Genomic DNA, 13261 nt, shown 5'->3' on the forward strand with positions numbered 1-13261 from the left:
ATGTTTTTGCCCAGGGAATGGGCCTGGGGGTCTGGGGAACCTGGCTGGCCATGATCCTGGACTGGGCCGTCCGCTCGGTGGTGTTCGTGATTTATTACTTTAAAGGTAATAAGCTGCATAGCGTGGTGGCGCAAAAGGGATTAACGTAAAAAACCGTGGCGAAGGGCCACGGTTCAGGGCGTAGACAACGTGGTGTCGCGCGGTCAGGGAGCGGATAAAAAAGATTCACCCCGGACCCCAGCAGTCGCTTGTTGCCAATCGCCTTTGGCTCTTGGACAAGCGTTGCATGGGTGCTATATCCCAAATCAAAGATTTGGATAGCACCGCAAGGCGCTGACGAACAAAGAGAGACCTCTCGTTCGTCAGTGCACAAAACCTTCGGTTTTGATCGGGTTTAATAGCAGGCTTACTGTCTTAATTTGATAGAAAGCCCATAATGCCAGCCCGCAGGGGCAACCGGGGTTCTCGTATTTTTATCCGCTCCCTTCCCTGGGTTTGTCGACAGTCTAAACCGTGGCGAAGGGCCACGGTTTTTTCTAAAGCATGCCAAGGGGGGCGACGCATCGTTTGACGATGCCGTTGATATGGGAGATCAGAATGCCGTAGTTGGTAAAGGGGATACCCTGGGCCCGGGCTACGGCCATGCGATGGTGGACCTCCCGGGTATTCAGGGTACAGGCACCGCAGTGGACCACCAGCTTGTAGGGAGACAGATCCTCGGGGAATTCAACACCGCTGGTAAATTTGAAATCAATGGCCGCCCCGGTATATTCCCGAATCCACCTTGGCACCTTTACCGTGCCGATATCCTCACATTGGCGGTGATGGGTACAGCCCTCGCTGATTAAGATGGTATCCCCATTCTGTAAATCCGAAAGGCCGCGAAGGCCATCCAGGCAGGTGGCCAGGTCACCCTTATACCGGGCGAAGAGGATGGAGAAGGAGGTTAGGGGGATTTCCGGGGGGACCATGGCAGAGACACTTTTGAAAACCTGGCTGTCCGTCACCACCAGCCTGGGAGCCTTACCCATCTGGGCCAGGGTATCGGACAGTTCCGATTCCCGGACCATCATGGCTGTGGCTCCAACTTCCAGGGCATCCCGAATGACCTGCTGCTGGGGCAGGATCAGACGGCCCTTGGGGGCAGATTTATCAATGGGAATCACCAGGAGAACAAAATCCCCAGGACATAGCAGGTCCGCCACTAAAGGGACCTGCTTTTTTTCGTCCGGGAGGAGATGGGCGATACGCTCCTTTAGGGCATGGATTCCCTCTCCCGTCAGGGCACTAACCGCCAGGGTGTCATCCCCTTGGGGAAGGGCACCACCCCTTAGAGTATCGCTTTTATTTTGAACGATAACGTAGGGAATCTTCTTTTCCTGGATACGGGTAAGGATGGAGACATCCTCAGGGGAAAGGCCCATGACAGCATCCACTACCAGCACGGCGATATCGGTTTTATTGAGGATTTGCCGGCCCTTTTCCACCCGCAGAGCCCCTAATTCTCCGGTGTCGTCTAAGCCCGGGGTATCGATGATGATGACAGGCCCCAGGGGCAGAAGCTCCATGGTTTTAAAAACCGGATCGGTGGTGGTGCCCTGGACATCTGAGACAATGGCTAAATTCTGGCCGGTGATGGCGTTGATCAGGCTGGATTTCCCGGCATTGCGCCGGCCAAAGATACCGATGTGGACCCGCTCGGCGGCGGGGGTGTTGTTGAGGCTCATAGAATGATGTTCCTTTCTTTTTGTGAAGGAACGTGCTATAATGCAAATGAGTGACCGTGGAGGGTAGTTGCCTGCTTTCATCATGAAAGGGGGTGGTGCAATGAGTGTTTACGAAAGTATTGTTATAATGCTGGCGTTTAGTACATTCGTCGTTCTGCTCCTTACTTATGTAAAAAAGTAAGGCTGAAAAAAAGACTACCCGACTCTTGGACGAAAGGGTAGTCTAAATCCAACTGCTGGCAACCGCCTAAAGCGGTCACTCTCTACCCATATTATAGCACGTTTATATGATTTTTCAAGGGATGTGGAACCCGATTAAGGTTCCTTTTTTATTGGGCGCTTATATTAAAACCGAAAGTCCCGAATCCCGTTTTCAATCATATCCAGGCGCTCGGCGGCGATGCTCCGGACTTTGTCCTTGGGGATGTTGGATAGCTCAGCGGCAATCATGGCTTCACCCTTGGTCCGGGTGTCGGCGCTGGCGTAATCCATGAGGTACTCCTTTAAGGTCATGAGGGCGTTGGGGTGGCAGCAGTTGGCAATCTGGCCGTTTTTCACTAAGCTCATGAAGCGGTCGCCGGTACGGCCCTCCCGGTAGCAGGCGGTGCAGAAGCTGGGGATATAGCCGAGGGTTAGCAGCCAGTTCACCACCTCGTCCAGGGTGCGGTTGTCGTTGACATCAAACTGGGCGGAGTTGTCCTCGGGCTTTTCTTTTTCCACATACCCTCCCACGGCAGTGGAGGAGGCGCCGGAGATTTGGGAAACGCCAAGGTCCAGGACCTTTTCCCGGGTGGCCTGGGATTCCCGGGTGCTGATGATCATCCCGGTGTAGGGCACGGCGATGCGGATGACGGCGACGATTTTCTGGAAGATGTCATCGGAGATGGCGTTGCTGAAGGTGTCAGGATCGATATCGTCCGCCGGGCGGATCCGGGGAACGGAGATGGTGTGGGGTCCCACGCCCTTGGCCGCTTCCAGATGCTCGGCATGCATGAGCAGGCCTACGAAATCGTAGCGGTAGAGGTTTAAGCCGAAGAGGACACCACAGCCCACGTCATCGATACCCCCATCCATAGCCCGATCCATGGCCTCGGTGTGATAGGCGTAGTCGTGCTTGGGTCCTGCGGGGTGGAGGGCTTCATAGTTTTCTTTATGGTAGGTTTCCTGGAAGAGGATGTAGGTGCCGATGCCAGCGTCCTTTAATTTTTTGTAGTTTTCCACGGTAGTGGCGGCGATATTGACGTTCACCCGGCGAATGGCCCCGTTCTTATGCTTAATGCTGTAGATGGTTTCGATGGATTCCAGGACGTACTCGATGGGGTTGTTTTTCGGGTCCTCCCCGGTTTCCAGGGCCAGGCGTTTGTGGCCCATATCCTGAAGGGCGATGACCTCTTGACGGATTTCTTCCTGGGTCAGCTTTTTCCTTCGGATATGTTTGTTCTGGCGGTGATAGGGGCAGTACACGCAGCTGTTGATGCAGTAATTGGAGAGGTAGAGGGGGGCAAACATGACGATGCGGTTGCCGTAGAAGTCCTGCTTGATTTTCTTAGCCAGGGAAAACATCCGTTCATTGAGGTCTGGCTGGTCGCATTCCAGCAGCACGGCGGCTTCCCGATGGCTCAGTCCCTTGCAGTCCGCCGCCCGCTTAATCAGCCCCTCGATGAGGGTACGGTTGCTTTTGTTGGCCTGGGCATAGGCCAGGGTGGCTTCGATTTCTTCATGGTTGATGAATTCTTCGGCCTTGGGGGATTTAACATTGTATGGGTACATTTTTTGTTTCCTTTCAATTGTGATTTTTGTCAATTAAGGGCATCGCCCCGGGCGATGGTGATGTGACGGTCAATGCTTTCCATGCGTTTACCCAGGCAGTTCAGGCACTCGGCCGCCTCGTCCCCGGTACAGATTTTGTTATCGTAGAGGCTGTACTGCTTCCGGACATTTAGGGGGGAGAGGTTGGGCATGACCACATTGGCCCCGGCCAGGATACCCTGCTCCCGCCCCGTGGGGTGGATGGTGCCCAGAGCGGTGGTGGCAGGGATTAAGGCGGTGGGATTGAGTAGCCGCAGAATGGACAGACAGAGGAGGGTCTGCTTAAGGGTACCGGCGGTTTCGGCGGCAAAGGGCGTATCGGCATGGGGGATGAAGGGACCGATGCCGATCATCTGTGGCTTGTGGGCTGTGGTGTAGAGGATTTCCGCAGCCAGATCGTCCACGGTCTGCCCCGGGGCCCCCACCATAAAGCCCATGCCCAGCTGATAGCCTAAATCTGCCAGGATGTGCTGGCAGGCCAGGCGCCGGGCACCATCCATTTCCGGGGGATGGAGCTGTCGGTACAGCCGGTCCACACTGGTTTCTTGTCGTAGGAGGTAGCGATCGGCTCCAGCTGCTTTCAGCCGGGCGTAGGACTCCGGGCTGCGCTCTCCCAGGGAGAGGGTGATGGCGCAGTCTGGATAGGCCTTCCGGATGGCGGCGACGATGTCAGTCATGCGCGCATCAGTATAGTAGCCGTCCTCACCACCCTGGAGGACGAAGGTCCGAAAGCCCAGGGCGTGGCCCGCCGCACAGCAGTTTAGGATGTCGTCCTGGCTAAGCCGGTAGCGGTCTACCTTGGTATTGCTGCGGCGGATGCCGCAGTAGGTACAGTCGTTTTTGCAATAATTGGTAAATTCGATGAGTCCACGGATGTAGATGGCTTTGCCATAATGGGTTGTGCAGACGGTCCGTGCCCACTTTCCCAGACGGCTTTGCAGGGCATCATCTGCCTGGGAAAGGAGGAGAGAGAGTTCCTGTTGCCCCGGGGGATGCCCCTCTTTAATTTTTTTGAGAATGGTGTCCATATCGCCTCGTTTCGGATGGACGGCAGAAGGAAAAAAGAAAGGATATAAAAAAAGCGGTTCCATTGACGAAAAGCAGTGGCCGATAACCGACACCGCGCTACTTTTCATAATGCAACAGCTTTTAAAAATTGTACGCTTAAAATGGTGCAATGCAAATACACACACAAAGTCTCGTAACACCTTCCTGTTCGGGACGTACCCAAACCAGTCAGCCGTTCACATTGTTTTTAAGGTTTCCTGTTAGGACGTACCTCCCAGGTTACCACTATTGTTTAGTGTAACACGTTTTCCTTTCAGGGGCAAGGATAAAAATATAATTATAAGTGGGCCCTTACACTGTGTCGGGCTGAGGCCCGGCCATTCCCCTGAGTGCCTTTTTAAATTGGAAGGTGAAAAGGACCACGGTAAAGGCCACGGCCAGGGTATCGGCCACTGGCTCAGCCAGGTACACCGCCAGGGTCTGGTTGGCAATGTATTGGGGCAGGATATAAATCAGGGGGATGAGCAGGATAAACTTACGCATAATGGCCACGATGATGGAAGCGATGGCATTGCCCAGGGAGATAAAGGTCATCTGGCAGGCAATCTGTGCCCCCATGAGCACCATGGCTGCGCCGTAAATCCGCAGGGCCCAGGTGGTAAAGGCGATCAGCTGAGCATCGGCGGTAAAGATACTGGCAAAAACCTGGGGGAAGAGCAGGATGGCAAGCCACAGGATGGCGGCGTATACCAGGCTGGCCCAAAGCAGCAGCCAGAAGGTCCGCTTAACCCGTGGGGCGTTGCCAGCGCCAAAATTATAGCTGGAGATGGGCTGGGCGCCCTGGGCCAGCCCCTGTAGGGGCAGCATGGCGAACTGCATGACGCTGGTTAAAATAGTCATGGCCCCCACGGCCACATCTCCGCCGTAGTGCAGGAGGGAGGCATTAAAGCACACTTGGATGACGCTCTCGCTGGCCTGCATGATAAAGGGGGCCAGCCCCAGGGCCATACAGGGAAGAATGACCCTGGGAGAAAGCCCAAAATTACTTTTGCGCAGGTGGAGCACCGTTTTTTTACCGCAGAGGAAAGACAGGCACCAGATGGCAGAAACCGCCTGGGAGATAATGGTAGCCAGTGCCGCACCCTGGACTCCCATATCAAAGACAAAGATAAAAATCGGGTCTAAAATAATATTGAAGATGGCCCCGATGAGCACCGTGAGCATCCCGGTTTTGGCAAACCCCTGGGCGGTAATGAAGGCATTCATCCCCAGAGTCAGCTGGACGAAGATGGTGCCCAGAGCGTAGATGCCCATATAACGCACTGCGTAGTCGATGGTATTATCGCTGGCCCCAAAGGAAAGCAGAAGCGGTCGGTTAAACACAAGTAAGAGGACTGTCAGCACCACGGAAAGCAGCACCTGGAGAGTGAAGCTGTTGCCCAAAATGCGCTCGGCCTCGGCATCGTCCCCCTTTCCCATAAAAATAGAGGCCCGGGGGGCACCCCCCATGCTGATGAGGGCAGCAAAGGCTGAAATCACCATGATGATGGGCAGGCAGACCCCTACGCCGGTGAGGGCCAGAGCCCCTACCTCGGGGATGTGGCCGATGTAGATACGGTCCACGATATTGTACAGCATATTGATGAGCTGGGCCGCTACCGCAGGCAAGGCCAGCTTGAAAAGCAGTCCGCCCACTGGGGCGGTCCCTAAAAAGGCATTGGCATCTGATGATTGATTCTTTTGCATTTAATGGTCCTCCATCCAACGCATGGCATTGGCAGAAATCCGATGTCCGAAGGTCAGTATGGCCTCTTTTTCCTGGGGGGTGAAATCCGTCAGCAGGGCGGACCAATACTCTCCCTGGACAGTGACGATACGCTGGGCCAGGGTGTGACCGGGCTTGGTTAACGCCAGGTGGATTCGCCTTCGGTCCGCCGCGTCAGATCTTCGGGTGAGCAGGCCCTGCTTAATGAGGACCTCCACCCCCAGGGATATATTGGCCTTGGGGAGCATGCGCAGCTCCACAATATCCCTGGCCGTATCCTTCTGGGGATTATTTTTTAAAAAAGCGAGGATATCAATTTCGCGCTGACCTAAGCCCGTTTCCATACGAAGGGCGGAAAAGGCTTGATCGTAAGCCTTGGTGACGCTGCGAATCTGTAACAGAACAGTGGTCGAATCCATGGGGTCCTCCTAATAGTTTTAAAATAAATTGTTTTAACTTAAACTAGTTTAGCAAAAAAAGACCGGCTCTGCAAGATGAAAATGCAAAGCCGGTGGATTTTAGTCATAAAGGGTTGGTTCCTTCTTTAAATCCAGATAGAGAGTGGTGCCTATGCCGGGGCTGGATTCCAAGCGAATACCGTGGCCCAGCTGGTCCATGATGCGTTTGCTTAAATACAAGCCGATGCCCGTGGATTTTTTATCTTCCCGCCCGTTAAAGCCGGTAAAGCCCCGCTCGAACACCCGGGGCAGATCTGCCGGATCGATGCCCATGCCGTCGTCGGCGATGGTCAGAATGCCGGGGGTAGCCATGGCGATGGTGATGTGGCCACCGGGGGAAACGTATTTTAAGGCGTTGGACAGCAGCTGCTCAAGCACCACCCCCAGCCACTTGCCATCGGTGAGCACCGTGGCCCCAAGGGGTTCGTAGGACAGCGTGATGCGCCGTCTTATGAAGGACCGGGCGAACTTGCGCACCGTCTGGCGGAGGATATTATCCAGGGGCGTCTGGGTAAACACATAATCCCGGGTGGTGCCCTCGGTGCGGATGAACTGGAGGACCATGTCCACATACTGCGCCACCCGGAAAAGCTGTTCCGACAGCTCGGCCATGGCGGCGGCATTTCCAGCGTCCCCCGCGGTCTGGAGCACTAAATCCATGGCGGCGATGGGGGTCTTAATCTGATGGGCCCAGAGGGTATAATAATCGCGGATGTCCGACAGCTGCTGGTCTGCGGTGGAAATCTGCCGGCTTTTTTCCAGGGACAGCTGGACTAAAAGGTCTTGGTAATCCTGGGCGATTTGCCCCTTTGGGGAGGGCAGGGCATCCAGGCTGTCTTTAATGGAGGCCTGGGCCTGTATCAGCTGATGATGGGCCTGATAAAAGCGCACACCGTCCCAGGCGGCCAGAGCCAGAGCACCAAGGACGTACAGGATTAGCCCATAGGTCAGGGGCTCCATGGGTAGACCATAAAGGAAAAAGAGCAGGGAAAAAAGGAGGATGGGCAGCAGGAAGAACAGGACCGCCAGCTTCCGGCTTTTCAAATAAGCAGTGACCATGGCACTATTCCACCAGATAGCCCAGGCCGCGCTTTGTGGTAATAAAATTTGTTAAACCAATTTCGGCCAGGCGTTTTCGCAGTCGGGTAACATTGACGGTTAGGGTATTATCGTCAATATAAAGATCAGTCTCCCAGAGCTTTTCCATGAGTTGATCCCTGGAAATCACCTCTCCCGGATGTTCCATAAGGACCTGGAGAATCCGATATTCATTTTTGGTCAGCTCCAGCCGGGCATCCTGATAGGATAGGGTAATCTCCTTGGTGGAAAGCACGGCTCCCTGAACGGACAGCCGATCTGAGGACTCCCCAATGAAATCGTAGGAGCGGCGCAGCAGGGCAGCGATTTTAGCTGTCAGCACCGTTAGCTCAAAAGGCTTGGTGATAAAATCATCAGCACCCATGTTCATCGCCATGACGATATTCATATCGTCGGAAGTGGAGGATAGAAAAATAATAGGGACACGGGAGATCTTTCGAATCTCCTGGCACCAATGGTAGCCATTAAAAAAGGGCAGGGTAATATCCAGCAGTACCAGATGGGGATCCCAAGCCTTAAAATCCTCTAAGACAGCAGAAAAACAGGTGGCGCAGCGGGTGCTGTAACCCCAGCTGGATAAATGGGTGGCAATGGATGCGGCAATTGAGTCGTCATCCTCCACAACGAGTATTCGATACATAGCATTACCTCAGATCAAATGGGATACTTTCATTATAGCATAGCTGATAAATTCTTGCGCTTTTACATTGATATTAAAAAGTATAAAAAGATAAAATTATTTCTTGATTTACTGAGTACATAGGATATAATAAAATCAAATCGTTACTGAAAGGAGTGTTTCCAATGGCTTACAAAATTACTGATGAATGTATCGCTTGCGGTTCCTGTGCAGAACAGTGCCCAGTAGAAGCAATTTCTGAAGGTTCCATCTACGAAATCGATGAAGATACCTGTACAGAATGCGGCGCTTGCGCTGATCAATGCCCGGTTGATGCAATCGTTTTAGACGACTAATCAAAACCGAAATATGATAAAAAAAGCCGTATGCCCATGGGGTGTACGGCTTTTTTTATCGCTATTTAAAAAACATATTTCGAATGGCTTTGTATAAAATGGCCGCCAGTGGCCAGATGATCCAGCTGCTCCCCCAGTTCCCGCTCAGAAAGCTGGAACCCAGGTAAAGTACCGTGACGATGGGCCAGTACATCCCTTTAAAGGATTTCTCCCGGGCAGTTTCCTGGACCTTTGGTGTTGGAGCAGCGACACAGTCGTAATAATCGGCATCCTGGATTAGTTTGCCGTAATGGCCCCGTTGACTGCCAAAAACGATGATGAGGAAGACCCCTGCCGCAACCAGCAGTAGAAGAAGGACCACGCCCAGTTCCATCAGCAGATCATTTTCTGTGACGGATGGCAGTATGACCGCCAAGGGACTGAGGACACATAGACAGATGCCGCTGGTCAGGCCAAGGGTAAATCCACCGGATTCCTCAGCCTTCTTTTCGACCACCCAGGTAATCATCTCAGGGTCCGGTATAAAGGCCGAATTGAGATATTTATAGGGCTCCTTCAGATGATCGGCAAAGATGAATAGCGCCACTCCGATGGCCACGCCGATGAAGAGGGGAATCAGCCCCAGGATTCCCCCTATGTCTGTGGGCATCAGGGTAGCCATCAAAATCAAAAGGGCTGGGGATACGATGCATAAAAAGACGCCCATGCCCACCATCATATCCGTCTTCCGGGAAACTTCCAGGTATTCATCCGCCATGGCAATATCCACCACGGGTCCATCCTCGGGTGGTGTTTCCGGAGTCGGTTGGGGGTCAGGTCTTTCCTTCTGAGCTTCGAAGGGAGATTCGGGTTCTGGCTTTGGCTCCGGCTCTGGAGCAAAGAGTTGTTTCAGCTCATCGATATTGCCAAACTCTGAAATCACCGTCCCAATGGCCTCGTTTTCGCTTTTTCCAGCAGCCTTGAGCTCGTTATAGCGTTCCTCCATGGAATCCTGGAGGTCTGCCTTGGCCCGCCGAACATCCTCGGTATCGGGCAGGCTTGCAAACAAATTATCCAAATAGTTTAATAAGGTTTCCACTTCTTCATACCTCACATGATGAATACATGATAAATTTCTCCACAACATCCTTTGTGATGCTCCATTCGTCGCATTTCTCCTGGTAATAGTACCGCCCCGCGTCTGTGATATGGTAATACGTTCGGCGTTTACCCTGGGTCTCCCCGCCGGGGTAAGATTCGATATAGCCGTTCTTTTCCAATCGATTGAAGGCAGAATACAGCGTCGTCTCCTTAATGACATAGGCACCCGCTGTCCGGGTCCGGATTTCCTTTGAGATGGCGTAACCATAAGAGTCGCCCTGGCAGAGCAGATACAGGATGATTGTATCGTTATATCCGCGGATCACATCGCTTCCGATCATAATCTCATCCTCCTACATTACCCCGACGGATATACTATGTCTGTCGGAGTAATTTTAGTATAAACTGATTACTACGACAGGTCAAGTAATTTTTAAAAATAGTGGAAAAAACAAAAAAAGCCATCCCAATCCTGACGGATGGATGACTTCATAGCGTTCGCACCTAAATAATCATACGATCATTAATATCTAAAAAGCTGGATTCATCGGAAATATCCTCAATGGCTTCACCAATTGCCGGCGGCTCATACTTGGTGGACAGCACCTCCCGTGGGGTTTCCAGTTCTGCCCTGGTAAAGGGAAATTCATCCCCGGGCTCCCGGAGGTAGGTGAGTAAATCCCAGAGGCCTTCGCCTGTATAAGAGCTAATGGGAAAAATAGGATTGGCCCCGGTGAGCTCCAGCCAGCGAATGGCCTGCTCTGTATTGGCATAGGGAGAATCAATCTGGGTCACGATGCCGATAATTGGTCGGGTACTGACCCCATCGATGGCGGGTGGGTACAGGGAATAAGGCTCTGTGGCAGAAATCAGCAGGGCCACCACATCCGATTCATAGGCATAAAGAGCCAAGGCCCGGGCCAAGCTGGCATTTTCAGCATATTCCCCAGGAGTATCGATAATGACATCAAAGTAATTGATATATTGGGTTTTTTCGTATTGAATCTTCTTGCCCTTCAGTGCCTGCTTCAGGGTCGTTTTACCGCATTCGCTGCGGCCGATGAGTACCATTTTCTTCATAGGTCTGCCTTCTTAGAATGTAAAAAAATCAGGTTTTAGTAATATCGCACACCGTAAACCCGAGGGTTGTTTTTAAATAATTCAGAATTGCCTTAACGGCAGAGTTAACATCAGAAATCCGGCCAGTAAAAATAAGGGTGCCGCTGAAACGGTCAATAAATCCAATGTCGATGGCTGCGGTTTTGGTGGCCATATCACCAGCAATTACCGCGATTTCCGGTGGTGTCATGCTTAAGATGCCAATGGCCGCCTGGGAATAATCAATGGCGGGATTTAGCCCCAGTTTCTGATATACGATGGCCGCAGGACCAGCGATGATATGGGCCAGGGTAACCTGTTTACCAGGCACGGTTTCCTGGATAATCCGTAATTTGCCCTCATTCGAGCCTAAAATATTGTTCATGTCCATAGGAACGCCTCCTTCATCTCCAGAAGAGAAAAAACCTCTATATTGACTATATCACGAAAAAGGAAGGTGATGCCATGGAATTTATGGGGTGCTGACAGCAAAATCTTGCGTTTCCTTTACGGTTTATGACAATTTTTGTACTTTGTCAAAAAAAACAAAATAGTAGCCGTTTAGGACAGAATTGTAACGGTGACTCTATTGAAATCATTAAAAATTAGTGCTAATATTTGTATAGATTCCAAAGAACCATCGTATTGGTAATGTTGACGCCGTAGCGATTTATACATCTGAACGATGGGCGGAGCAGTGACCGTGATTGGAATTATGAAATACGGGTTAGGAGAAAACGGCGAAATACGACGATGCTTTGGTTCATAAGCGCTATGCCTTTAGAAGCACGACGTATCCCCCGAATTACGCGCCGCACGCTTCACCGTTTCCGGCCTGCATTTCCAAATACTGTCATCATTTCCAGGCTACCAAGGTTCATCCTTTTGGTAGCTTTTTTCGATTTGCCCTCATTGATTTAAATTTGATTTCGTGAGTGTGTTAGACCATCGTTCTAAGGATGAAACGAAAAAAGCAAAGGAGAATCCTATGATAAACCATCAATCGATGTGGGATGCAAATCCTCAGCGGGATAAAACCGTCGTCATCAGTGATCTGCACTTAGGTGTGGATGATCGTTATACAGAAACCCAAAAGAATCGTGCCCTCCTCATTGAATTCCTGCAGCGGTTGGAAAAAACCGACGATGTCAAAGAACTCGTCATCGCTGGTGATTTCCTGGATGCGTGGTTCCTTCCGGTTGATTACCCCAGCTATACCGATGAAGACCAGTTCTATCGTGATGCTGCGGCGAATAATCAGGCTGTGATAGATGCCCTCAACCACCTCATTCAAAGTGACATGACGGTGGTCTATGTCGCAGGGAACCACGATTTAACCATGAAGCCAGAACTTTTGGATGAGCTGTTGCCCGGCATCGTGCAAATCCATGAAAAGCAGGGCTTAGGCCGATATTATACGGGCAAGCGAAAGGAAATCGTCATTGAGCACGGCCACCGGTACGATGCCTTCAGTGCACCGGATACCCTGACCAATCGGGAACTCTGCGGGAATGATGAAACCGTCTTGCCCATGGGCTATTTCTATGCCCGCTATGGTGCCACTGCCTATCTGGAAGGCTATCCCAAGGTTGAAAAGGATCTTCCGGTCATTACCCAGGTCCCGGATCCTTCGGATGTGGATCAATACGGTGCCTATCTCTACTATTCCATTTTAAAAGGCGTATCGGAACGTTGTACCCCTAAGGTGGATTTACAGGATAAAGTCTTTGATATGCACATCGCCGGCTTTGATGATGCCTATTCCTATCTGGATTTTTATCCGGCTCAGCAGGAGGATGGAACCATTTCTGCGCCGGTTCTCTTTAAAAACATCCAGCGCACCTGGGACGAGCGTCAGAAATTAAATGATGTGAAGCGACCGAACAGCTTTATTGAAGCCGCTTCCGGAACCCTTGATTCATCCTACTATACCCAAAAAGCTGTGGAAGAGTACTTAGAAAATCCAGATGAACAGGTTGAAGTGGTCGTGTTCGGCCATACGCATACTCCGGGATATTGCAAAACAGATATGGGAAAAACCTATGTCAATTCCGGAACCTGGATCGATCATAACCTGGATGATCCCGATGCCACCTGTATCTTTGCCGTCATCACTTCCGAGGATACAGATACCGTGGCGCTATACAGCTATCAGGCGGATGGTTCTTTGCAGACCATTACCAAACAGCTCTGAGATGGGGAGGGCTCATACCGATTTTTATCAGCAGCGGCCTGGATTCTTA

Annotated in this window: 14 protein-coding genes; 3 read left to right on the forward strand and 11 right to left on the reverse strand. The window is 51.7% G+C overall.

What is annotated here, in order from left to right; all coding sequences use genetic code 11:
- Positions 1–536: 536 nt before the first annotated feature.
- The gene (hydF, locus tag BLU30_RS03450) at positions 537–1727 is read right to left on the reverse strand and encodes a [FeFe] hydrogenase H-cluster maturation GTPase HydF (protein WP_090243509.1); all 1191 of its coding nucleotides are present in this window, start codon (positions 1725–1727) and stop codon (positions 537–539) included.
- Positions 1728–1827: 100 nt separating this feature from the next.
- Between hydF and BLU30_RS14705 the strand changes: the two genes are divergently transcribed.
- On the forward strand, positions 1828–1908 hold the full coding sequence (locus tag BLU30_RS14705; protein ID WP_422717890.1) for a putative holin-like toxin: 81 nt from the start codon (positions 1828–1830) through the stop codon (positions 1906–1908).
- 164 nt (positions 1909–2072) lie between these two features.
- Here BLU30_RS14705 and hydG read toward each other — a convergent pair whose 3' ends face one another.
- The 6 genes from hydG to BLU30_RS03480 all read right to left on the reverse strand — a co-directional run bounded on the left by hydG (position 2073) and on the right by BLU30_RS03480 (position 8505).
- Positions 2073–3497 (reverse strand): [FeFe] hydrogenase H-cluster radical SAM maturase HydG, encoded by a 1425-nt coding sequence (gene hydG, locus BLU30_RS03455; protein ID WP_090243511.1) that lies wholly within the window; start codon positions 3495–3497, stop codon positions 2073–2075.
- A gap of 29 nt (positions 3498–3526) precedes the next feature.
- The gene (hydE, locus tag BLU30_RS03460; RefSeq protein ID WP_090243513.1) at positions 3527–4564 is read right to left on the reverse strand and encodes a [FeFe] hydrogenase H-cluster radical SAM maturase HydE; all 1038 of its coding nucleotides are present in this window, start codon (positions 4562–4564) and stop codon (positions 3527–3529) included.
- Positions 4565–4895: 331 nt separating this feature from the next.
- A complete protein-coding gene (locus BLU30_RS03465) occupies positions 4896–6290 on the reverse strand; it encodes an MATE family efflux transporter (protein WP_090243515.1) in 1395 nt (464 codons plus the stop codon).
- A complete protein-coding gene (locus tag BLU30_RS03470; protein WP_090243517.1) occupies positions 6291–6728 on the reverse strand; it encodes a MarR family transcriptional regulator in 438 nt (145 codons plus the stop codon).
- Between the two features lie 99 nt (positions 6729–6827).
- On the reverse strand, positions 6828–7826 hold the full coding sequence (locus BLU30_RS03475; RefSeq protein ID WP_090243518.1) for a sensor histidine kinase: 999 nt from the start codon (positions 7824–7826) through the stop codon (positions 6828–6830).
- Between the two features lie 4 nt (positions 7827–7830).
- Complete coding sequence (locus BLU30_RS03480) at positions 7831–8505, reverse strand: response regulator transcription factor (RefSeq protein WP_090243521.1); 675 nt, start codon at positions 8503–8505, stop codon at positions 7831–7833.
- Between the two features lie 164 nt (positions 8506–8669).
- Between BLU30_RS03480 and BLU30_RS03485 the strand changes: the two genes are divergently transcribed.
- A complete protein-coding gene (locus BLU30_RS03485) occupies positions 8670–8840 on the forward strand; it encodes a DUF362 domain-containing protein (protein ID WP_090243523.1) in 171 nt (56 codons plus the stop codon).
- A 61-nt stretch (positions 8841–8901) separates the two neighbouring features.
- Here BLU30_RS03485 and BLU30_RS03490 read toward each other — a convergent pair whose 3' ends face one another.
- The 4 genes from BLU30_RS03490 to BLU30_RS03505 form a co-directional block, all read right to left on the reverse strand.
- Positions 8902–9918, reverse strand: coding sequence for a permease prefix domain 1-containing protein (locus tag BLU30_RS03490; protein WP_143024196.1), 1017 nt, complete (start codon positions 9916–9918; stop codon positions 8902–8904).
- A 4-nt stretch (positions 9919–9922) separates the two neighbouring features.
- A complete protein-coding gene (locus tag BLU30_RS03495; RefSeq protein WP_090243527.1) occupies positions 9923–10261 on the reverse strand; it encodes a PadR family transcriptional regulator in 339 nt (112 codons plus the stop codon).
- 163 nt (positions 10262–10424) lie between these two features.
- The gene (locus tag BLU30_RS03500) at positions 10425–11000 is read right to left on the reverse strand and encodes a EutP/PduV family microcompartment system protein (RefSeq protein ID WP_090243529.1); all 576 of its coding nucleotides are present in this window, start codon (positions 10998–11000) and stop codon (positions 10425–10427) included.
- Between the two features lie 28 nt (positions 11001–11028).
- Positions 11029–11409: a BMC domain-containing protein gene (locus BLU30_RS03505; protein ID WP_090243531.1), complete on the reverse strand. Its 381-nt coding sequence runs from the start codon at positions 11407–11409 to the stop codon at positions 11029–11031.
- Between the two features lie 597 nt (positions 11410–12006).
- Between BLU30_RS03505 and BLU30_RS03510 the strand changes: the two genes are divergently transcribed.
- On the forward strand, positions 12007–13212 hold the full coding sequence (locus tag BLU30_RS03510; protein WP_090243533.1) for a metallophosphoesterase: 1206 nt from the start codon (positions 12007–12009) through the stop codon (positions 13210–13212).
- Positions 13213–13261: the final 49 nt, after the last annotated feature.

Origin of the sequence: Eubacterium barkeri (genome assembly GCF_900107125.1) — a bacterium.
Taxonomy (GTDB): domain Bacteria; phylum Bacillota; class Clostridia; order Eubacteriales; family Eubacteriaceae; genus Eubacterium_O; species Eubacterium_O barkeri.